This is a genomic window from Streptomyces sp. BK239 (genome assembly GCF_004217285.1).
Taxonomy (GTDB): Bacteria; Actinomycetota; Actinomycetes; order Streptomycetales; family Streptomycetaceae; genus Streptomyces.
This window is the reverse complement of the sequence record NZ_SHKS01000001.1, coordinates 894,463-914,725: the sequence shown is the minus strand read 5'-3', so window position 1 is coordinate 914,725 and position 20,263 is coordinate 894,463. Positions and strand designations below refer to the sequence as shown.

Genomic DNA, 20,263 nt, shown 5'->3' with positions numbered 1-20,263 from the left:
CACGCTAGGAAGCCGTGTCAACGGCGGCGCGCTGGGAGACACGCACGGGTGACACTCGTTGCGGCGAACGCAGGAGCCCGGACGCTCCTTGCGGAGTGTCCGGGCTCTGCCGCGTTCAGCGGCCGGTGCGGCGCCTCATGCCGGGCGCCGCCGGGTGTCACTGCGTGCGGTTCTCACCGCGGTAGTACTCGAACACCCAGCCGAACAGGCCGACGAGGATCACGGGTGCCGCGAAGTACAGCAGCCACCAGCCGACCGCGACCCCCAGGAAGGCGAGGGCGCCGCCGATGGCCAGGGACAGCGGCTGCCAGCTGTGCGGGCTGAAGAAGCCCAGCTCGCCGGCGTCGTCCGCGACGTCCGCCTCCTTGTTGTCCTGGGCGCCGGTGTCGACCCGCCGGGCGGTGAAGCCCAGGTAGAAGCCGACCATGATGCACAGGCCGAAGGCCAGGAAGAGGGCCGTGGTGCCGGCCGGCTCCTTCGACCACACGCCATAGACGACCGCCATGGCGAGGACGAAGACGCTCAGCCAGATGAACATCTTGCCCTGGATCTTCACTTGCCGGCCTCCTTGCTGCCCGCGATGGCGCCGGTGCCGTGGTCGGCGTGCTCCAGCTGCTCGAGCGCGGCGATCTCCGGGTGGTGCAGGTCGAACGCCGGGGATTCACTGCGGATCCGCGGCAGGGTGAGGAAGTTGTGCCGCGGCGGCGGGCAGGAGGTCGCCCACTCGAGGGAGCGGCCGTAGCCCCACGGGTCGTCCACGCCGACCGGCTTGCCGTACTTGGCCGTCTTCCACACGTTGTAGAGGAACGGCAGGATCGACAGGCCGAGCACGAACGAGGCGATCGTCGAGATCGTGTTCAGGGCGGTGAAGCCGTCGGCCGCCAGGTAGTCGGCGTACCGGCGGGGCATGCCCTCGGCGCCCAGCCAGTGCTGGACCAGGAAGGTGCCGTGGAAGCCGACGAACAGCGTCCAGAACGTGATCTTGCCGAGGCGCTCGTCGAGCATCTTGCCGGTCCACTTCGGCCACCAGAAGTGGAAGCCGGAGAACATCGCGAAGACGACGGTGCCGAAGACGACGTAGTGGAAGTGCGCCACCACGAAGTACGAGTCGGAGACGTGGAAGTCCATCGGCGGCGAGGCCAGGATGACACCGGTCAGACCACCGAAGGTGAAGGTGATCAGGAAGCCGGTGGCCCAGAGCATCGGCGTCTCGAAGGACAGGCTGCCCTTCCACATCGTGCCGATCCAGTTGAAGAACTTCACGCCGGTCGGGACGGCGATGAGGAACGTCATGAAGGAGAAGAACGGCAGCAGCACACCGCCGGTGACGTACATGTGGTGCGCCCACACGGTCACGGACAGGCCGGCGATGGAGATCGTCGCGGCGATCAGGCCCATGTAGCCGAACATCGGCTTACGGGAGAAGACCGGGATGACCTCGGAGATGATGCCGAAGAACGGCAGGGCGATGATGTACACCTCTGGGTGTCCGAAGAACCAGAAGAGGTGTTGCCACAACAGGGCGCCGCCGTTGGCCGCGTCGAAGACGTGGGCGCCGAACTTGCGGTCCGCCTCCAGGGCGAACAGCGCGGCCGCCAGCACCGGGAAGGCCAGCAGGACCAGGACACCGGTCAGCAGGACGTTCCAGGTGAAGATCGGCATACGGAACATCGTCATGCCGGGGGCGCGCATGCAGATGATCGTGGTGATGAAGTTGACCGAGCCGAGGATCGTGCCGAAGCCGGAGAAGGCCAGACCCATGATCCACATGTCGGCGCCGATGCCGGGGCTGCGGATCGCGTCCGACAGCGGGGCGTAGGCGAACCAGCCGAAGTCGGCGGCGCCGTTCGGCGTGAGGAAGCCGGCGACGGCGATCAGCGAGCCGAACAGGTACAGCCAGTAGGCGAACATGTTCAGCCGCGGGAACGCCACGTCGGGCGCGCCGATCTGCAGCGGCATGATCCAGTTCGCGAAACCGGCGAACAGCGGCGTCGCGAACATCAGCAGCATGATCGTGCCGTGCATCGTGAACGCCTGGTTGAACTGCTCGTTCGACATGATCTGCAGGCCCGGACGGGCCAGCTCGGCGCGCATGAGGAGAGCCATCGCGCCGCCGATGATGAAGAACGCGAACGACGTGGCCAGGTACAGCGTGCCGATCGTCTTGTGGTCGGTCGTCGTCAGCCACTTGACGACCACTTCACCGCGACGCTGGCGCCGGACCGGCAGCTCGTCCTGGTAGTGGGACCCTGCTGCCGCGGCACCCTGGGGTTCGTTGAGGATGCTCACAGGTTGTTCGTCTCCCGGTTCTTCTCGTGGCTCGTCTGCTCGATGCCCGCGGGAACGTAACCGGTCTGCCCCTTCTTGGCGAGGTCCTTGAGATGCTGCTCGTACCGCTCGGGGGAGACGACCTTCACGTTGAACAGCATGCGGGAGTGGTCGACGCCGCAGAGCTCGGCGCACTTGCCCAGGAAGGTGCCCTCCCGGTTGGGGGTCACCTGGAAGGCGTTGGTGTGGCCCGGGATGACGTCCTGCTTCATCAGGAACGGCACCACCCAGAAGGAGTGGATGACGTCCCGCGAGGTGAGGACGAAGCGGACCGTCTTGCCCTCGGGGAGCCAGAGGGTCGGCCCGGGGTTGTTGGTCTGCGGGTTCCGCTCACCGGGGGTGCCGCAGGTGTAGACGCCGCCCGCGTCGGCCGGGAAGTCCTTCTTGTACCTGTCCGGGATGGCGGCCAGGTTCTCGTCGGTCTTCGCGTCACCGGTGGAACCGTCGACGTTCTGGATGTAGTTGAAGCACCAGCTCCACTGGAAGCCGACCACGTTGACCGTGATGTCGGGCTTCTTCTCCAGGCTGAGGAGCTTGGACTCGTCACGGGCCGTGAAGTAGAACAGCACCGAGACGATGATGATCGGGACCACCGTGTACAAGGCCTCGATGGGCATGTTGTAACGGGTCTGCGGAGGTACCTCGACCTTCGTGCGGCTGCGCCGGTGGAAGATCGCACTCCACAGGATCAGGCCCCACACCAGCACGCCGACGGCGAGCGCGGCAGCCCACGATCCCTGCCACAGGGAGAGGATCCGCGGAGCCTCTTCCGTGGTCGGGGTGGGCATGCCAAGGCGGGGGAAGTCCTTCCATGTGCAACCGGTTGCGGTCGCAAGGACCAGGCCCGCGGTCAGTGCCTGCAGCAGCTTCCGCCGCATCGGGCGCCGCGGCGAGCGGTCGGAGCCGTTGGGACTCACGTAGCGCCTTCCCGAGAGTCTCGCCCGCGCGGTTGGCTGCGGCCTTCTCGCTGGTCGGTCGCCGCCCTGCGTCGGGCAGGGGTTTGGATGTTTATGCGGACCAAACCCTAGCCGACGCCCTCCGAGGGTTCGCGGGGAGGGTGGCATACGCGCCGGGGGCGACCCCGAAGGGGTGGGGGCAGGCGCCTGACAGCCCGGGAATCGCGGCTTGTTCGGCGTGTGCGGGCCGGTGGTGGTTGATCGCGCGGTTCCCCGCGCCCCTTTGGGGCGCTTAGCGTTGACGTGTGGCCTACTTCGACGCTGGTTCCGCTGTTCCCCTCCATCCCGTTGCCCGGCAGGGGCTGTTGGCTGCTTTGGATGAAGGGTGGGCTGATCCTTCGCGGTTGTATCGGGAGGGGCGGCGGGCTCGGTTGCTGCTCGACGCCGCTCGGGAGGCGGCGGCCGAGGCGGTGGGCTGCCGGGCGGACGAGCTGGTGTTCACGTCGTCCGGGACGCAGGCCGTGCACAACGGTGTCGCGGGGGCGTTGACGGGGCGGCGGCGGGTCGGACGCCACCTGATCGTGTCAGCCGTCGAACACTCCTCGGTACTTCATTCGGCGGAGGCGTTCGAGGCGGACGGCGGTTCGGTGACCCGGGTTCCGGTGGAGCGGTCGGGGGCGGTGACCGTGGGGTCGTACGAGGAGGCGCTGCGTTCCGACACGGCGCTGGCCTGCCTCCAGTCGGCCAACCACGAGGTGGGGACCGAGCAGCCGGTGGCCGAGGTGGCCGAGGTGTGCCGGGCGGCGGGGGTGCCGTTGCTGGTGGACGCGGCGCAGTCGCTCGGGTGGGGGCCGGTGCCGGGCCCCTGGTCGCTGCTGACGGCGAGCGCGCACAAGTGGGGCGGGCCGCCCGGGGTGGGGCTGCTGGCGGTGCGCAAGGGGGTGCGGTTCGTGGCCCGGGGGCCGGTGGACGAGCGGGAGTCGGGGCGGGCGGCCGGGTTCGGGAACCTTCCGGCGATCGTCGCCGCGGCGGCCTCGCTGCGGGCGGTGCGGACGGAGGCGGCGGCCGAGGCGGCCCGGCTGCGGGAGTTGACGGAGCGGATCCGGGCCCGGGTGCCGCGGCTGGTGCCCGATGTGGAGGTGGTCGGGGATCCGGAGCGCCGGCTGCCCGGGACCGTCACGTTCTCGTGCCTCTACGTCGACGGGGAGGCGCTGCTGCACGGGCTGGACCGGGAGGGGTTCTCGGTGTCGTCCGGGTCGTCGTGCACCAGCAGCACGCTGACGCCCAGCCATGTGCTGAGGGCGATGGGGGTGCTGAGCGAGGGGAACGTGCGGGTGTCGCTGCCCGCGGGGGCCGCGGAGGAGGACGTGGAGCGGTTCCTCGCCGTGCTGCCGGAGGTGGTGGCGGAGGTGCGGGAGAAGCTGGGGGCGCCGTCGGCGCCCGCCGCCGTCGGCGTCGGGCGGGAGGAACTGGTCGTGGACGCGCTCGGGAAGCGCTGCCCGGTCCCCGTCATCGAACTGGCGAAGGCCTTCGGGGGCGTGCCGGTCGGCGGGACGGTGCGCGTCCTGTCCGACGACGAGGCGGCCCGGCTGGACATCCCGGCCTGGTGCGAGATGCGGGGTCAGGAGTACGCGGGCGAGGAGCCGGCGGACCGGGGTACGGCATACCTGGTCCGCCGGGTCTCCTGAAGTGTCCTAGCCGAGGTGCTTGCGGACCTCTGCCGCCGCCTCGTCGCCGTAGGCCGTGGCGAAGCGGTCCATGAAGTGGCCGCGGCGCAGCTGGTACTCCTGGGTGCCGACGGTCTCGATGACGAGGGTGGCGAGCATGCAGCCGATCTGGGCGGCGCGCTCCAGGGAGACGTTCCAGGCCAGACCGGAGAGGAAGCCGGCGCGGAAGGCGTCGCCGACGCCGGTCGGGTCGGCCTTGCGGTCCTCGGCGGGGCAGCCGACCTCGATCGGCGTCTCGCCGGCCCGCTCGACGCGGACGCCGCGCGAGCCGAGGGTGGTGACGCGGTGGCCGACCTTGGCGAGGATCTCCTCGTCGCTCCAGCCGGTCTTGGACTCGATGAGGCCCTTCTCGTACTCGTTGGAGAACAGGTACGTCGCGCCGTCCAGCAGTATCCGGATCTCTTCGCCGTTCATACGGGCGATCTGCTGGGAGAAGTCGGCCGCGAACGGGATCGAGCGGGCGCGGCACTCCTCGGTGTGGCGGAGCATCGCCTCCGGGTCGTCGGCGCCGATCAGCACCAGGTCCAGACCGCCCACGCGGTCGGCGACCGTCTTGAGCTCGATGAGGCGGGCCTCGCTCATCGCGCCGGTGTAGAACGAGCCGATCTGGTTGTGGTCGGCGTCGGTGGTGCACACGAAGCGGGCGGTGTGCAGGGTCTCGGAGATGCGGACCGACTCGGTGTCGACGCCGTGCCGGTCGAGCCAGGCCCGGTAGTCGTCGAAGTCGGAGCCGGCGGCGCCGACCAGGACCGGCTCGGTGCCGAGCTGGCCCATGCCGAAGGCGATGTTCGCGCCGACCCCGCCGCGCCGGACGTCCAGCTGGTCGACCAGGAAGGAGAGCGAGACCGTGTGGAGCTGGTCCGCGACGAGCTGGTCGGCGAAGCGGCCGGGGAACGTCATGAGATGGTCGGTTGCGATGGAGCCGGTGACTGCGATGCGCACGGCGTGGACTCTCCTGTGTGGGGAGCGGGATTGACAGTTCACGCTACCCGGTCGGCCGCCGTCGTCGAAGCCTCAGAAACTACCCGATAGTAGATCTTTCTTCGCTCGCGCCCCCGTGCGTACGGTGCCGCTATGACGAACCTCAAGGCGTACGCGCCCGCTCCGGCCCCCTCCTCCACCGCCGGTCTCGCCGGTGACCTGGACGGCGGCCTGGCCTCGCTGCGGGGCGACTGCGCGCGGATGACGCCGCACTGGGCGGCCCCGGAGCGGAGCGTCTCCCGGCCGGTTCCGCTCTCCCTGCTGCACGGGGTGACGGTACCGGCCACGTCGGCCCGGCTGCTCGAGGCCATGCCCGAGTACGGGAACTGAGATCGCCCCCGGCCTTCTGGGCCGTTCGGGTGGCTGATCCTTCGGTCGGAGCGCGTGGGGGAACCGTGCGCTCCCCCGCTGCGTCCCATCGCTGTCCCCCGTAAAGGGGATGTGAGGTACGACAGCGCAGCCGAAGGAGCGATGCGGTGAACACCGAGCGACCCGACAACGACGACGCCGCACGCGGACCGGAGGACGGGGCCACACCGGAGACGACGGAGCCCGTCGACGGGACCGGTCCCGTGACGGCCGACGCGACGGAAACCGGCACGGCGGAAGAGAACACGGCAGAGGCCGAGACCGAGGCGGAAGCGGAGCCGAGGGCCGACGCCGGGCTGAAGCCGAAGGCCGACGCGGAACCAAAGGCCCAGGCTGAGCCGGAGACCGACGCCGAGCCGAACACCGACGCCGAACCGAAGGCCCAGGCTGAGCCGAAGGCGGAAGGCGGGCCAAAGGCCGACGCGGAACCGAAAGCCCACGCCGAGCCGAAGGCCGACGCGGAACCAAAGGCCCAGGCTGAGCCGAGGGCGGAAACCGAGCCGAAGGCCGCCGCCGAACCGAAGGCCGACGCGGGTGCTGTCACGGAGGCTGGCGCGGCGGCCGGGTCCGCGGCCGCGGCGACCGCCGCCGCGGGCTCGCCCGAGGCGAAGCCCGCCCCGGCCTCCGGACCCGGTGGCGGCGCCGCAGTCGCCGGGGGCGAGCTCGGGGATGTGGGGCCCGTGGCGGGCGGGGCGCGAAGCGGGCGGCGGCGGTCGCCCGCCGTCGTGGCCGCGGTCGCCGCGGCCGTGCTGCTGGTGTGCGGCGGCGGTGCCTATCTCGCCGCCAGCGCGGCCGGCGGGAGCGGCGGGGGCGGCGGCGAGTCGACGGCCGGGTCCTCCGCCAAGGACGGCGCGCCGCCGGCGCTCGTGCTGGACGACTACAACGCGGCCACCGCTCCCTCGGGCGACGCCAGTGACAGCGGCGGCGGTAACGGCATCGCGCCCGGTGAGCCCAACCCCTACGGGGTGGTCTACCGCGCCGAGGGCACCCTCCCGGACGGCCCCGACTCCGCGCCCGTGTACTGGGCGAAGGGCGCGGTCAGCGAGGCCGAGGTGGCCCGGCTGGCGGCCGCGCTCGGCGTGAAGGGGACGCCGGTCACCGAGGGGCAGAGCTGGAAGGTCGGCGCCGGGACGGACGGTTCGGGTCCGGTGCTGCGGGTGGAGAAGCAGGCGCCCGGCCTGTGGACGTTCAGCCGGTACGCCCCAGGCACCGACTCCTGCAAGAGCGGCGCCGCCGTCTGCGCGCAGGGCTCCGCGACCGGCGATCCGGTGAGCGAGGAGACGGCGAAGAAGGCGGCCGAGCCGGTCCTCGAGGCCGTCGGCCAGAGCGACGCCGAGATCGACGCGAGCCAGGTCGCGGGCGCCCAGCGGATGGTGAACGCCGACGCCGAGTTCGGCGGTCTGCCCACCTACGGCTGGACGACCGGCGTCACCGTCAACGGGCAGGGCGAGGTCGTCTCCGGGAACGGGCAGCTGAAGACGCCGGCCGAGGGAGACTCGTACCCCGTGCTGAGCGCGCGGGAGACGCTGGACCGGATGAACGCCGCGCCCGGCACCGACCACCGGATGGGCATCGGCGGCTGCGCCACCTCGGCCCCGCTGGACGGCCGTCCGCAGGGCAGGGAGGACCGGCTGGCGAGCCCGTGCGCCCCGTCGGCCGACATGCCGGGGAAGCAGACGCGCAAGCAGACGGTGACGGTCGAGGAGGCGGTGTTCGGGCTGGCCCCGCACTCCTCCGGTGGGCGGCAGGTCCTGGTGCCGTCGTGGCTGTTCGAGGTGCGGGGCGCCGGGGACGGCACGTACACGGTGACGCATCCGGCCGTCGAGCCGGAGTACCTGGGCGGGCCGGGGACGGCGAGCCCGTCCGGCGGGGCCACCTCGGGCGCGACGACGCAGGACGTGAAGGTCGACGGCTACACCGCCGAGGGGCGGGAGCTGACGGTCGCCTTCACCGGCGGGGTGTGCGCCGACTACACGGCGGCGGCGACCGAGCGCGGCGACCGGGTCGAGGTCACCGTGACCGCGACGCCGTGGCCGGACAAGGTCTGCATCAAGATCGCCAAGCTGTTCCACAAGACGGTGACGCTGGACGAGCCGCTCGGCAGCCGGACCGTGGTCGGCTCGGACGGCAAGTCGGTCCCGCTGGAGAAGCCGGGCGCGCGGCTGCCGTGACGGGCGGCAGGCGGACGGAACGCGGAAGGCGGCGACCCCCGCAAGAGGGGCCGCCGCCTTCCCGTCGTTCCGGTACGGCTCAGCTGAAGGAGTCGCCGCAGGCGCAGGAACCGGTCGCGTTCGGGTTGTCGATCGTGAAGCCCTGCTTCTCGATCGTGTCCACGAAGTCGATCGTCGCGCCGCCCAGGTAGGGAGCGCTCATGCGGTCGGTGACGACCTTGACGCCGTCGAAGTCCTTCTCGACGTCGCCGTCGAGGGACCGCTCGTCGAAGAAGAGCTGGTAGCGCAGGCCGGAGCAGCCGCCGGGCTGGACGGCCACGCGCAGGGCGAGGTCGTCACGGCCTTCCTGGTCGAGCAGGGCCTTGACCTTCGACGCGGCGGCGTCGGTCAGGATGATGCCGTCGGTGACGGTGCTGGTCTCGTCCGATACGGACATCTACATCTCTCCCGGGTTGTACGGAGACTGCTTGCCGACGGTTGCAACCGACGGGGCCGCGGATTCATTCCGGGCCGAGGGGCCCGGACGAGTCGTGTTCCGCTCTTCACCGCGCCCCTCTGCCCTTCATGCTCGCACACACGCGTGGGAGCGCACAGTGTCCGCCCGGGTGGGCCAGGGATTCACGTCACATCGACGCAATGACGATCGTCAAAGTGACGTGAAGCGGGTTATGATAGATAACGTCAGTTCGACGAAAAGTAGAAAGGGTGCGTGCCGTGACCACCGCCCCAACCCCGGAGCTCGACGTACAGCCGACTCCCCTCGCCCTGTTGCTGCTCGGCCGGGAGGCCGACCCGAAGAGCGAGCGGGGCGTCGATTGCCCCGGCGACCTGCCCTCCCCGTCCGACCCGGACCTGGTGGAGCGGGCCCGCGCCGCCAAGGAGAAGCTCGGGGACAAGGTCTTCGTCCTGGGGCACCACTACCAGCGCGACGAGGTCATCCAGTTCGCCGACGTCACGGGAGACTCCTTCAAGCTGGCCCGGGACGCGGCCGCACGCCCCGACGCCGAGTACATCGTGTTCTGCGGTGTGCACTTCATGGCGGAGTCCGCGGACATCCTCACCTCCGACGACCAGAAGGTCGTGCTGCCCGACCTCGCCGCCGGCTGCTCCATGGCCGACATGGCCACGGCCGAGCAGGTCGCCGAGTGCTGGGACGTGCTGACCGAGGCGGGCGTCGCCGAGCAGGTCGTCCCGGTGTCGTACATGAACTCCTCCGCGGACATCAAGGCGTTCACCGGCAAGCACGGCGGCACGATCTGCACGTCGTCGAACGCGAAGCGGGCCCTCGACTGGGCCTTCGAGCAGGGCGACAAGGTCCTCTTCCTGCCGGACCAGCACCTGGGCCGCAACACCGCCGTCCGCGACATGGGCATGTCCCTGGACGACTGCGTGCTCTACAACCCGCACAAGCCGAACGGCGGGCTCACCGCCGAGCAGCTGCGGAACGCCAAGATGATCCTGTGGCGGGGCCACTGCTCGGTGCACGGCCGCTTCAGCCTGGAGTCGGTGGAGGACGTCCGCGCCCGCATACCCGGCGTGAACGTGCTGGTCCACCCCGAGTGCCGGCACGAGGTCGTGGCCGCGGCGGACTACGTCGGTTCGACCGAGTACATCATCAAGGCGCTGGAGGCCGCCCCGGCCGGCTCGAAGTGGGCGATCGGCACCGAGCTGAACCTCGTGCGGCGGCTGGCGAACCGTTTCGCTCCCGAGGGCAAGGAGATCGTCTTCCTCGACCGCACGGTGTGCTTCTGCTCGACCATGAACCGCATCGACCTGCCCCACCTGGTGTGGACCCTGGAGTCCCTGGCCGAGGGCAAGCTGGTCAACCGCATCGAGGTCGACAAGGAGACCGAGGCGTTCGCGAAGCTGGCCCTGGAGCGGATGCTGGCGCTGCCGTAGTCCTCACCGGTCCCCGGCTCCGGCGTGCACGCTCACGCCGGTGCCGGGGTGCTGTCGGGGTGCGCGGGGTCCACGGAGAACACCGTCCCGTCGGAGGTGACCACCACCAGCGCGCCCGCCAGGGGAAGCATCTCCGGGAGCCAGCCCGACGCCCCGATCCGGGCCGCGTGCGGGAGCGTCTCCCACAGCACGCGCCCCGTTCGGGCGTCCAGCGCGGCCACCCGCCCGCTCGCGCTGGCGAGGAACACCGTCGCCCCTCGCGGTCCCGCCATCGCCCGACCGGGCTGTTCCAGGCTCGTACGGGTCTGCCACAGTCGTGCGCCCGTCTCCGGGGAGACGGCGGTGACCAGTCCGTTGGACGCCGCGAAGCAGACCACCCCGCCGACCAGCGCCGGCTGTCCGACGGGCTCCCCCGCCGCCGCCACCGCCCGCCGTTCACCGCTCACCGGATCGACCGACACCACGCGCGCGTACGCCAGGTCGTCGCCGGACTCCTGCCTGCTCCCCTCGGTCGGCTCCAGGAGCACCGGCCGGCCGTCCCGCGCGCCCAGGAGCACACTGTCCGGCGCGACGACCGCGAGTTCACGGGTCTTGCCGTCCGCCGGGTCGATGGAGAGCAGCTTGGCCTTCGGCTCGTCGACGTCGTACCGGCCGCACAGGGTGTACAGGGCGTCGCCGAAGCCGTGAAAGGTGCAGGCGTGGTCGGCGGGCAGGGGGGCGGACCAGCGGCGGGCGCCGTCGCGCGGGGAACGGGCGGTCATCGTCCGGAGGTCGGCCTCGGGGACGATGACCAGCCCGCCGGCGAGGCCCGGGGCGCCGTTCCCGGAGGACACCGGACGCGACCAGAGCCTCTTGCCGGTGTCGGCGTCGAGAGCCGTCAGGACCGGGGGCCGCGGGCTGCTGTCCGGCGTCAGGGGCTCCGACTCCCTGACGAGCACCACGCCGTCCTCGACGCCGAGCATGTGCCCTTCGTACCCGGCGGGCGCCTCCTCGGAGCCGGCGGCACCGGCCCGCCACGCAGTTCGGCCGCTCAGCGCGTCGAGCCGGACCGGCAGGACCCCGCCGCCGACGCAGTAGACGGCGTTCGAGGCCGGCGCGCAGGACGGGGTGCCCTGTTTGCCGGTGCGTTCCGGCGCGCGGGTGACGCCGTGCTCGGCGGGCTCGCGCACAGTCGTGGTCCAGGGCTTCCAGCCGGCCGGGACGGCCGCCCAGCGGGAGTCCGTCGAGCTCGGGGAGCCGCCCGGGCGGCCGCCGCCGCGGTCGTTCAGCGGACCGAGGACGAGGTAGACGGCCAGGGCCACGGCGAGCACCCCGGCCGCGCCGGCCAGAGCGAACAGGCGGACACGGCCGCGACGGTCGCCGGCCGGCTCGGCGACGGGTGCCGCGAGCGGCTCGGCGACCTGTTCGAGGGGCGGCCCGACCGCGGGCTCGGGGCTCGTGCCGGGGCCGGGCCGCCGTGGCGCCCCGGCGTCCCGGTCCTCCTGCGCCCCGTGGTTCTCCTCGCTCTCCAGCGCCTCTTGCGCGCCCTCCGGCAGCGCGGCCGCGAACTGCTTCAGCAGATCGTCCAGTTCGGGGCGCTCGTCCGGGGTTTTGGCAAGGCAGTGGGCCACGACCGCTCGCAGGGACGGGGGCAGACGGGTCAGGTCCGGCTGCTCGTTCATCACCCGGTACGCCGTCAGGTACGGGCTGTACGCGTCGAAGGGACCGCGGCCCGTCGCCGCGAACGTCAGGAGCGCGCCCAGGGAGAAGACGTCCGACGGCGGCCCGACCGTGCGGGCGTCGGTGAGCTGCTCCGGGGACATGAACGGCGGGGTGCCCATCAGGTGGCCGGTCTCGGTCAGCGTCTGGTTCTCCGTCGCCCGGGAGATGCCGAAGTCGATGACGCGGGGCCCGTCCTCGGCCATCAGGACGTTCCCCGGCTTGAGGTCGCGGTGGACGACCCCGGCCCGGTGGATCTCCCGCAGCGCCTCCACCAGCCCCAGGGCGAGCCGGCGCAACTCCGGTTGTCTGAGCGGGCCTTCGTCCCGGATCCGGGCGGCGAGCGAGGGCGCGGGCACGTACTGGGTGGCCATCCACGGCCGTACGGCCTCCGGGTCCGCGTCCACGACGGGCGCGGTGAAGGCGCCGCTCACCTTGCGGACGGCATCGATCTCCTGCCGGAAACGGGTGCGGAAGACGGCGTCCTCGGCGTACTGGGCGTGCACCACCTTGACGGCGAGCTCGCGGCCCGACCCGGACACGGCCCGGTAGACGACGCCCATGCCGCCGGCGCCGAGCCGGTCGACGATCCGGTACCCGCCGAGCGACTTCGGGTCGTCCCTGTGCAACGCCACCGCCCCGGTCCCCTTCCCCGCAGAGCAGTTCGAGTTCACAGGATAGGAAACCCGCGCCCTGGAAAGGGAATCGGCGCCACCGGAATCGGCATCCGGGCTCAGTCCGCTCTCGGGCGGACCAGCCCGGACTCGTAGGCGATCACCACGAGTTGGGCGCGGTCGCGGGCGCCCAGTTTGGCCATGGACCGGTTGACGTGCGTCTTCACGGTCAGCGGGCTGACCTCCAGGCGTTCGGCGATCTCGTCGTTGGAGTGGCCGCCGGCGACCTGAACGAGGACCTCGCGCTCGCGGACGGTCAGGGCGTCCAGCGCCCGCGCGCGGGCGGGGTCACGGACGTCGTCGGGGTCGCGTTGGGCGAGGAAGCGGGCGATCAGGCCCTTGGTGGCGGCCGGCGACAGCAGCGCGTCGCCGCCCGCGGCGACCCGGATGGCGCTCAGCAGTTCGTCGGGCTCGCTGCCCTTGCCGAGGAAGCCGGAGGCGCCCGCGCGCAGCGACTGCACCACGTAGTCGTCGACCTCGAACGTCGTCAGGATCACCACGCGTACGTCGGTGAGCGTCGGGTCGGCGCTGATCAGACGGGTCGCGGCGAGGCCGTCGGTGCCGGGCATACGGATGTCCATCAGGACGACGTCGGCCTCGCGTTCCTTGGCCAGCCGCACCGCCTCGGCGCCGTCGGACGCCTCGCCGACCACCTCCATGTCGGGCTCGGAGTCGACGAGCACGCGGAAGGCGCTGCGCAGCAGTGCCTGGTCGTCGGCGAGCAGGACACGAATGCTCATGCGGGGTCCTCCGGTGCTGCGGCGGCGCTGGGTGTCTTGAGCGGCAGGACGGCATGGACGCGGAAGCCGCCGCCGTAGCGCGGACCGGCGGTGAGGGTCCCCCGCAGGGCGGAGACGCGTTCGCGCATGCCGAGCAGGCCGTGGCCGCCGCCGGCCTGCTGCGCCGGGGCGTCGCCGGAGCCGTCGTCGAGGACGGTGACCTCGATGTGCGGTCCGACGCGGACGACGCTGACCTCGGCCTTGGCCTCGGCCCCGGCGTGCTTGCGCACATTGGTCAGCGCCTCCTGGATGATCCGGTAGGCGGCCAGGTCGACGGCGGCGGGGAGCGCGGTGTCCTGGTCGTCGCGGGCGACCTCCACCTGGAGGCCGGCGCTGCGGAAGGTGCCGGCGAGCTCGTCGAGGCGGTCCAGGCCCGGGGCGGGTTCGGTGGGCGCCTCGGGGTCGCCGGACTGGCGCAGCAGGCCGACGGTGGCGCGCAGTTCGTTCAGCGCGGAGCGGCTGGCGTCGCGGACGTGCGCGAGGGCTTCCTTGGCCTGGTCGGGCCGCTTGTCCATGACGTGGGCGGCGACCCCGGCCTGGACGTTGACCAGGGCGATGTGGTGGGCGACGACGTCGTGCAGGTCGCGGGCGATGCGCAGGCGCTCCTCGGCGACCCGGCGGCGGGCCTCCTCCTCGCGGGTGCGTTCGGCGCGTTCGGCCCGTTCCCGGATGGCCTGGAGTGCGGCCCGGCGGCTGCGGACGGCGTCGCCGGCGGTGGCGCCGATGCCGGTCCAGGCGAGCAGGCCCAGGTTCTCCTGGGCGTACCAGGGCAGCGGGCCGGCGAGCATGGCCGCGCCGGTGAGGACCGTCATGGTGAGCAGCCCGGCCCGCCAGGTGGTGGCGCGGTCGGTGGCGGCGGCGACGGTGAACAGGGCGACGACGGCGGACATCGCGACCGGGGCGCGGGGGTCGCCGGTGACGGACTCGACGAGGGAGAGGCTGCCGGTGACGGCGAGGACCGTCATGGGGGCGCTGCGCCGGAAGACGAGGGCGGCGGCGCTGAGGGTCATGAGCAGCAGGCTCAGCGGGTCGGGGGTGCGCAGGCTCCAGCTGACGCCGCGCTCGCCGTGCGGGTCGACGAAGGAGCCGGCCAGCATGCAGACCAGGACGCCCGCGGCGAGGGTGGCGTCGGCGGCCAGGGGGTGGGCTCTCAACTGGCGCTGGGCTCGGGCGAGGGGTGTCAAGGTGCCGTGCCTTTACAGTGGGCGCCGCTTCGAGTGGACGTCGCGGTGGTGAGTGAGCGTCGCTCCGGTGGACGTTGCCGGGGGCTGCCGCCCCCCAGGCCCCCGCTTCGGCCCTGAAGACCCGATCTCCCGCGGAGGGGGTCCCGGACGGGCCGGAAGTCCCCGGCGCCGAAAGCTTCAGCCCGGGATCAGCCCGCCGTCGCTCAGCATCTCGCGGACCTCCTCCAGGCTGGCGTCCGGGGCCGGGAGGATGAGTTCCGAGGGTTCCAGGGTCTCGTCCGGGAGGGGCTCGCCGAGGCGGCGGACGGCGTGCAGGAGGGCGCCGAGGGTGCGGCGGAAGCCGTCGGCGTCGCCGCCCTCCATCTCCTTCAGCAGCTCGTCGTCCAGCATGTCCAGCTCGCTCAGATGGGAGTCGGCCAGCGTCCACTGGCCCTCCCCCATGATCCGTACGATCATGCGCCCTCCTCGGAGTGCGGTCCCGGCGCCGGGCTACTGCTTGTCGAAGCGCGGGGTGTCCTGCGGCTGCTGCTGGGGCTGCGCCTGCTGGCTCGTGCCACCTTCGATGGCCTGCTGCCCGGCGGAGGGGCCGCCGGCGAGCTCGGCCTTCATGCGCTGGAGCTCCAGCTCTACATCCGTACCACCGGAGAGGCGGTCCAGCTCGGCCTGGAGGTCGTCCTTGGCGATGCCGGTGGGGTCGTCGAGGGCGCCGGAGGCGAGGAGCTCGTCGAGGGCGCCCGCGCGGGCCTGGAGCTGGGCGGTCTTGTCCTCGGCGCGCTGGATGGCGAGGCCGACGTCGCCCATCTCCTCGGAGATGCCGGAGAACGCCTCGCCGATGCGGGTCTGCGCCTGGGCCGCGGTGTAGGTGGCCTTGATGGTCTCCTTCTTGGTGCGGAAGGCGTCGACCTTGGCCTGGAGCCGCTGGGCCGCGAGGGTGAGTTTCTCCTCCTCGCCCTGGAGTGTGGCGTGCTGGGTCTCCAGGTCGGTGACCTGCTGCTGGAGGGCGGCGCGGCGGGAGAGGGCCTCGCGGGCGAGGTCCTCCCGGCCGAGCGCGAGCGCCTTGCGGCCCTGGTCCTCCAGCTTGGAGGACTGCGACTGGAGCTGGGTGAGCTGGAGTTCCAGCCGCTTGCGGGAGGTGGCCACGTCGGCGACGCCGCGGCGGACCTTCTGCAGGAGCTCCAGCTGCTTCTGGTACGAGTAGTCGAGGGTCTCGCGCGGGTCCTCGGCCCGGTCAAGGGCCTTGTTCGCCTTCGCGCGGAAGATCATCCCCATACGCTTCATGACACCGCTCATGGGCTTCGCGCGCCCCCTTCTGACGGACTCCAGCTCACAGGTCTGCGACAGGACCCACAGTACGGGCCCTGCATCCATTGACGCACTGTTCGGAGACGGATGCGCTCATCCCCAAGGACGACTGGTGAAGCCTTGGCTCCCGCCTGGGGAGTAGGCGCTCCTCAGGGTGAGCGGGGGCCATCGGGCGTCCCCTCTCACCCCGTCTCCGCCCGGTCTGTCCCCACTTCAGACGACTGGTGTTGCCGGATCGTTCCCCGCCGGGCTGGGGTCCATGCCCGAGAAGCGCTTACCCTTGGGTTTTGTGTTCCGTAGCCGTGCCAAGGAAGAGAAGGCCGCGGTCGCCGACAAGGCGCCGCTGACCGACTCCAAGCAGCCCCGCGACCCGCAGGCCCCGAAGGGCCGGCCCACGCCCAAGCGCAGCGTGGCCCAGTCCCAGCGCCGCAGCGTCGCCAACACCTCGATGACGCGCAAGGAGGCCGCCAAGCGTCAGCGTGACGAGCGTCGCGCCCAGATGGAGCGGCAGCGTCAGGCGCTGGCGGGGGGCGACGAGCGGTATCTGCCGGCCCGGGACAAGGGTCCGGTGCGCCGGTTCGCGCGCGACTTCGTCGACTCGCGGTTCAACGTGGCGGAGTGGTTCCTGCCCATGGCCGTGGTCATCCTCGTGCTGAGCATGGTCCGGGTGGCCTCCCTGCAGAGCATGGCGCTGCTGCTGTGGCTGGTGGTGATCGTGCTCATCGTGCTGGACTCGATCGTCACCGGCTTCCGTCTGAAGAAGCGGCTCGCCGAGCGCTTCCCCGACGAGAACCGGCGCGGCGCGGTGGCGTACGCGCTGATGCGGTCCCTCCAGATGCGTCGGCTGCGGCTGCCCAAGCCGCAGGTCAAGCGTGGAGCGCGGCCCTGAGCGCTGCTTCTTTCTCCGGGGGTGCGGCGCAGGCCTGGCTGAACACGCTGGGCGGCTTGCGTGACGTGGTGCGGCAGGAGCTGGTGGCCCGGCAGCTCGACGAGCAGATAGCCGGGCGCTATCCGGTCGGGCAGCGGCTGCGGGTGCTCGACGTCGGGATGGGCCAGGGCACGCAGGCGCTGCGGCTGGCCCGGCTCGGTCACCGGGTGACGGGCCTGGAGCAGGACGCGACGATGATCGCCGCGGCCCGCGCGGCCCTGTCCGGGGAGCCGGAGGGCATCCGGGAGCGGATGCGGATCATCGAGGGGGACGGCCGGGACACCGGCGTGCACTTCCTGCCGGGCAGTTTCGACATCGTGCTGTGCCACGGCGTGCTGATGTACGTCGAGGAGCCGGATCCGCTGCTGGCGGGGCTGGCGCGGGTGCTGGCCCCGGGCGGGCTGCTGTCGCTGCTCGTCCGCAACGGCGACGCGCTCGCCCTGCGGCCCGGCCTGTCCGGCGACTGGGCGGGCGCCCAGGCCGCCTTCGACACCGTCTCCTATCGCAACCGGCTCGGCCTGGAGGTGCGGGCGGACCGCCTGGACGCGCTGACGGCGACCCTCGCCGGCATCGGCGCGCCGCTCCAGTCCTGGTACGGCGTCCGGGTGTTCACGGACCTGGCGGTGGACGGGGCGGAGATCCCGGCCGACGTGGAAACCCTGCTGGCAGCCGAAGAACGAGCGGGCCGCACGGACCCGTACCGCCGGATAGCGGCACTGCTGCACCTGTGCGGCGTCAGGGGCTGAGAGGCGCCGGCCTGAGCGGGCCGCAGCCGGGGCGGCCGGGGTGGGCGGCCGCCCCAGCTCGTGGGGGTTACGACTCGTCGGCGTGCAGGTTCATCGGGCCGTAGATCTCGGTGGTGTCCTCGAACAGCCGCACCTGGTCGGCGCCGCCTTCGAGCAGGGCCTTCCAGTGCTCCCCGATCCAGGACTCGGCGTCCCCCTGAGTGGTGAACTCCTCGGGCTCCACCGCGGGCTGGACCTCCGTGCCGTCGGCCTTCTCGAACCGCCACGTCCATGCCGCCATGTACACCTCCAACGTATCGAGCGCGAACAACGCAGAAGCCGGATCTTGGTCCGGCTCCTGCTCGCAGCCTAGTCGGATGCGCAAGACCGGCGGCGACAAGCGAAAATCGGTTCGTGGAAGTCACTCTGCTCGGTACCGGCGCCCCCGCGGGACTCCCCCGCCCCGACTGTCCGTGCGCGGTCTGCGCGACCTCGCTCGGGGCGGACGCGCGGGCGGCGACCGCCGTTCTCGTGGACGGCGCGCTGCTGTTGGACCTGACGCCGGGCGCGGCGTTCGCGGCGGCGCGGGCGGGGCGTTCGCTGAGCGGGGTACGGCAGGTGCTGCTGTCGCACCCGCACGACGGGCCGCCGGTGGAGGTGCCGGCCGGCCTGCCGCAGCCCGGACGGGTGCCGGACGGACGGGAGTTGACGCAGCTGACGGGGCATCGGGTGCGGGCGGTCGCGCTGGACGCGCCCGGCACCGGGTACGCGGTGACCGGGCCGGACGGGCAGCGGCTGCTGTATCTGCCGCCGGGCGGCGCGCCGGCCGGACTCCATGAGCCGGTGGACGCCGACGGGCGCTACGACATCGTCCTCGCGGACGTGGTGGGGCGGCCGGACGCGCTGGCGAAGCTGCGGGCGGTGGGCGCGGTGGGGCCGACGACGGACGTCGTGGCGGTCCACCTCGACCACGACGTGCCGCCGGGCGCGGAGACGCGGCGGCGGCTGGCGGCGGCGGGCGCGCGGGCGGTGCCGGACGGGTCGACGCTGAGGGCGGGGTCGTACGAGAACGTGTCGGCCGTGCCGGACGTGCCGCGCAGGACGTTGGTGCTGGGCGGGGCGCGGTCGGGGAAGTCGGTGGAGGCGGAGCGGCGGCTGGAGTCCTTCCCCGACGTCCTGTACGTGGCGACCGGGGGGACGCGGGGCGGGGACGGGGAGTGGGCGGCCCGGGTGGCCCTGCACCGGGAGCGACGGCCGGGGTCGTGGCGGACGGCGGAGACGTGCGACCTGGTGCCGCTGCTGGGCGAGGACGGGCCCGCCCTGCTGATCGACTGCCTCTCGCTGTGGCTGACGGACGCGATGGACTCCGTCGGGGCGTGGGACGACGCGGAGTGGGCGGGCGGCGGTGAGCGGGAGCTGCGCAAGCGCGTCGCGGAGCTGGCGGGGGCCTTGCGGGCGACCCGGCGGACGGTGGTGCTGGTCTCCAACGAGGTGGGGTCGGGGATCGTGCCGGCCACGGCCTCCGGGCGGCGCTACCGGGACGAGCTGGGGCGGCTGAACGCGGCGGTGGCCGGCGAGTGCGAGCAGGTGGTGCTGGTGGTGGCGGGGCAGGGGGTCGTTCTGCGGGGATGAGGGGCGCGGGCACCGGGCATGGCGCCCGCCGCCGGTTCAGGGGAGCCGGGCGATCAGGCGGTAGGTGTTGCTGAAGCGGGTGTGGCGCAGCACCGGGGAGAGGCTGTGGTCGAGGGCTGCGGCGGCCGCCAGGAGGGGGGTCACCTGGCGGGCGCGCGGGAGGGAGAGCACGAGGGCGGCGGTGAGGTCGTGGGGGACGTGGGCGGCGCTGCGGTCGGCCGCGACGATCGTGCAGCCCCGCGACTCCAGTTCGGCGCGGACGTTGGCGAGCGGGAGGAGGTGGAGGTGGCGCGGCTGGCCGTGCGGCGCCCACCACTTGCCGAGGAGCGGGGCGAACGCGCTGAGCGGGTCCGGGAGTTCGATCAGGAGACGCCCGCCGGGCCGCAACACGGCGAGAGCGGCGGCGAGTTCCTCCCGGGGGTCCGGGGTGTGCTCCAGGTGGTGCAGCATGCTGACGACGTCGTAGCGGCCCCGCAGGCGGGCGGTGATCCCGGGGGTCGTCAGTCGGCCGACGTGGGCCTCCTCGACCCGGCCGGCCCATCTCGCCCGCTCCACCCGGGGCGTGGGGTCCAGACCGTCGAACGCCGTGTAGGGGAACACCTCTTTGGCCGCCTGCGGGAACAGCGCGTGTCCCGTGCCGACGTCCAGCCAGCTCTCCGGCTCGGGGAAGCGCAGCATCGTCCGGGCGACGGCTCTCAGGCGCCGCCGGCTCGTGCGGGCGGCGAGGACGCGTTCCGTGAGGCCGCGGCCGCTGCCCGCCTCCGGTTCGCGCAGGTAGAGGGCGAGCCCCTCGGCGGTCAGGCGCGGGTTCTGGAAGGCGTGCGCGCAGTCCAGGCACTCGTCGACCACGAAGGTCCCGGGCCGGTGGTGCAGCAGGTCTGGGGCGCGCAGCCGGGTGCGCAGCCGTTTCGAGCCGCACCAGGGGCAGTCGTCGCGGCGCGGCTCGTGGATGGGCCTGGGGGGCATGAGC

19 protein-coding genes are annotated in these 20,263 nt (G+C 72.4%); 7 read left to right on the top strand and 12 right to left on the bottom strand.

Going from position 1 to position 20,263, the window contains the following annotated elements; translation table 11 throughout:
• Positions 1 to 157: 157 nt before the first annotated feature.
• Genes EV567_RS03965 through coxB form a run of 3 tightly spaced genes read right to left on the bottom strand, consistent with a single transcriptional unit; the run spans position 158 to position 3,245 of the window.
• On the bottom strand, positions 158 to 556 hold the full coding sequence (locus tag EV567_RS03965) for a cytochrome c oxidase subunit 4 (protein ID WP_130437153.1): 399 nt from the start codon (positions 554 to 556) through the stop codon (positions 158 to 160).
• Positions 553 to 2,289, bottom strand: a complete 1,737-nt coding sequence (gene ctaD / locus EV567_RS03960) for a cytochrome c oxidase subunit I (RefSeq protein WP_130437152.1) — start codon at positions 2,287 to 2,289, stop codon at positions 553 to 555. The genes EV567_RS03965 and ctaD overlap by 4 nt, the downstream gene beginning before the upstream one ends.
• Positions 2,286 to 3,245 carry a cytochrome c oxidase subunit II gene (gene coxB, locus EV567_RS03955; protein ID WP_130437151.1) on the bottom strand — a complete coding sequence of 320 codons (960 nt, stop codon included), beginning with the start codon at positions 3,243 to 3,245 and terminating at the stop codon, positions 2,286 to 2,288. Before coxB ends, ctaD begins: the two co-directional genes overlap by 4 nt.
• Before the next feature lie 284 nt (positions 3,246 to 3,529).
• On the opposite strand from coxB, the gene EV567_RS03950 reads away from it, so the two are divergent.
• On the top strand, positions 3,530 to 4,912 hold the full coding sequence (locus EV567_RS03950) for a cysteine desulfurase/sulfurtransferase TusA family protein (protein WP_130437150.1): 1,383 nt from the start codon (positions 3,530 to 3,532) through the stop codon (positions 4,910 to 4,912).
• A gap of 6 nt (positions 4,913 to 4,918) precedes the next feature.
• Here EV567_RS03950 and EV567_RS03945 read toward each other — a convergent pair whose 3' ends face one another.
• On the bottom strand, positions 4,919 to 5,893 hold the full coding sequence (locus EV567_RS03945; RefSeq protein ID WP_165430296.1) for a carbohydrate kinase family protein: 975 nt from the start codon (positions 5,891 to 5,893) through the stop codon (positions 4,919 to 4,921).
• A gap of 132 nt (positions 5,894 to 6,025) precedes the next feature.
• On the opposite strand from EV567_RS03945, the gene EV567_RS03940 reads away from it, so the two are divergent.
• Positions 6,026 to 6,262, top strand: a complete 237-nt coding sequence (locus EV567_RS03940; protein WP_130437148.1) for a hypothetical protein — start codon at positions 6,026 to 6,028, stop codon at positions 6,260 to 6,262.
• Positions 6,263 to 6,408: 146 nt separating this feature from the next.
• On the top strand, positions 6,409 to 8,472 hold the full coding sequence (locus tag EV567_RS03935) for a hypothetical protein (RefSeq protein ID WP_242620662.1): 2,064 nt from the start codon (positions 6,409 to 6,411) through the stop codon (positions 8,470 to 8,472).
• A gap of 79 nt (positions 8,473 to 8,551) precedes the next feature.
• Here the strand turns inward: EV567_RS03935 and erpA are convergent, their stop codons facing one another.
• The gene (gene erpA, locus EV567_RS03930; protein ID WP_130437147.1) at positions 8,552 to 8,908 is read right to left on the bottom strand and encodes an iron-sulfur cluster insertion protein ErpA; all 357 of its coding nucleotides are present in this window, start codon (positions 8,906 to 8,908) and stop codon (positions 8,552 to 8,554) included.
• A gap of 278 nt (positions 8,909 to 9,186) precedes the next feature.
• Here erpA and nadA point away from each other — a divergent pair, with 278 nt between their 5' ends.
• Positions 9,187 to 10,371: a quinolinate synthase NadA gene (gene nadA, locus EV567_RS03925; RefSeq protein WP_130437146.1), complete on the top strand. Its 1,185-nt coding sequence runs from the start codon at positions 9,187 to 9,189 to the stop codon at positions 10,369 to 10,371.
• A gap of 32 nt (positions 10,372 to 10,403) precedes the next feature.
• On the opposite strand, the gene EV567_RS03920 is transcribed toward nadA, so the two are convergent.
• The 5 genes from EV567_RS03920 to EV567_RS03900 form a co-directional block, all read right to left on the bottom strand.
• Positions 10,404 to 12,704 (bottom strand): serine/threonine-protein kinase, encoded by a 2,301-nt coding sequence (locus EV567_RS03920; RefSeq protein WP_130437145.1) that lies wholly within the window; start codon positions 12,702 to 12,704, stop codon positions 10,404 to 10,406.
• Between the two features lie 98 nt (positions 12,705 to 12,802).
• Positions 12,803 to 13,483: a response regulator transcription factor gene (locus EV567_RS03915; RefSeq protein WP_130437144.1), complete on the bottom strand. Its 681-nt coding sequence runs from the start codon at positions 13,481 to 13,483 to the stop codon at positions 12,803 to 12,805.
• On the bottom strand, positions 13,480 to 14,706 hold the full coding sequence (locus EV567_RS03910; RefSeq protein WP_130437143.1) for a sensor histidine kinase: 1,227 nt from the start codon (positions 14,704 to 14,706) through the stop codon (positions 13,480 to 13,482). Before EV567_RS03910 ends, EV567_RS03915 begins: the two co-directional genes overlap by 4 nt.
• A 177-nt stretch (positions 14,707 to 14,883) precedes the next feature.
• Positions 14,884 to 15,162 carry a PspA-associated protein PspAA gene (pspAA, locus tag EV567_RS03905; protein ID WP_130437142.1) on the bottom strand — a complete coding sequence of 93 codons (279 nt, stop codon included), beginning with the start codon at positions 15,160 to 15,162 and terminating at the stop codon, positions 14,884 to 14,886.
• Positions 15,163 to 15,195: 33 nt separating this feature from the next.
• Positions 15,196 to 15,996 carry a PspA/IM30 family protein gene (locus EV567_RS03900; protein WP_130437141.1) on the bottom strand — a complete coding sequence of 267 codons (801 nt, stop codon included), beginning with the start codon at positions 15,994 to 15,996 and terminating at the stop codon, positions 15,196 to 15,198.
• Positions 15,997 to 16,267: 271 nt separating this feature from the next.
• On the opposite strand from EV567_RS03900, the gene EV567_RS03895 reads away from it, so the two are divergent.
• Entirely contained in the window at positions 16,268 to 16,897 is a 630-nt protein-coding gene (locus EV567_RS03895) for a DUF3043 domain-containing protein (RefSeq protein ID WP_130437140.1), read from the top strand.
• A gap of 83 nt (positions 16,898 to 16,980) precedes the next feature.
• Positions 16,981 to 17,682, top strand: a complete 702-nt coding sequence (locus tag EV567_RS03890) for a bifunctional 2-polyprenyl-6-hydroxyphenol methylase/3-demethylubiquinol 3-O-methyltransferase UbiG (protein WP_130437564.1) — start codon at positions 16,981 to 16,983, stop codon at positions 17,680 to 17,682.
• Positions 17,683 to 17,749: 67 nt separating this feature from the next.
• Here the strand turns inward: EV567_RS03890 and EV567_RS03885 are convergent, their stop codons facing one another.
• Positions 17,750 to 17,962, bottom strand: coding sequence for a hypothetical protein (locus EV567_RS03885; RefSeq protein ID WP_130437139.1), 213 nt, complete (start codon positions 17,960 to 17,962; stop codon positions 17,750 to 17,752).
• Between the two features lie 113 nt (positions 17,963 to 18,075).
• Here EV567_RS03885 and EV567_RS03880 point away from each other — a divergent pair, with 113 nt between their 5' ends.
• Complete coding sequence (locus tag EV567_RS03880) at positions 18,076 to 19,293, top strand: bifunctional adenosylcobinamide kinase/adenosylcobinamide-phosphate guanylyltransferase (RefSeq protein ID WP_130437138.1); 1,218 nt, start codon at positions 18,076 to 18,078, stop codon at positions 19,291 to 19,293.
• A gap of 36 nt (positions 19,294 to 19,329) precedes the next feature.
• Here the strand turns inward: EV567_RS03880 and EV567_RS03875 are convergent, their stop codons facing one another.
• A complete protein-coding gene (locus EV567_RS03875) occupies positions 19,330 to 20,259 on the bottom strand; it encodes a class I SAM-dependent methyltransferase (protein WP_130437137.1) in 930 nt (309 codons plus the stop codon).
• Positions 20,260 to 20,263: the final 4 nt, after the last annotated feature.

Excerpts from the sequence above, each read along its gene's own strand:
- EV567_RS03895 (WP_130437140.1), top strand. The coding sequence starts at position 16,268 with ATGCCCGAGAAGCGCTTACCCTTGGGTTTTGTGTTCCGTAGCCGTGCC.
- EV567_RS03875 (WP_130437137.1), bottom strand. The coding sequence starts at position 20,259 with ATGCCCCCCAGGCCCATCCACGAGCCGCGCCGCGACGACTGCCCCTGG.
- erpA (WP_130437147.1), bottom strand. The coding sequence starts at position 8,908 with ATGTCCGTATCGGACGAGACCAGCACCGTCACCGACGGCATCATCCTG.
- EV567_RS03900 (WP_130437141.1), bottom strand. The coding sequence starts at position 15,996 with ATGAGCGGTGTCATGAAGCGTATGGGGATGATCTTCCGCGCGAAGGCG.
- EV567_RS03940 (WP_130437148.1), top strand. The coding sequence starts at position 6,026 with ATGACGAACCTCAAGGCGTACGCGCCCGCTCCGGCCCCCTCCTCCACC.
- EV567_RS03915 (WP_130437144.1), bottom strand. The coding sequence starts at position 13,483 with ATGAGCATTCGTGTCCTGCTCGCCGACGACCAGGCACTGCTGCGCAGC.
- pspAA (WP_130437142.1), bottom strand. The coding sequence starts at position 15,162 with ATGATCGTACGGATCATGGGGGAGGGCCAGTGGACGCTGGCCGACTCC.
- EV567_RS03885 (WP_130437139.1), bottom strand. The coding sequence starts at position 17,962 with ATGGCGGCATGGACGTGGCGGTTCGAGAAGGCCGACGGCACGGAGGTC.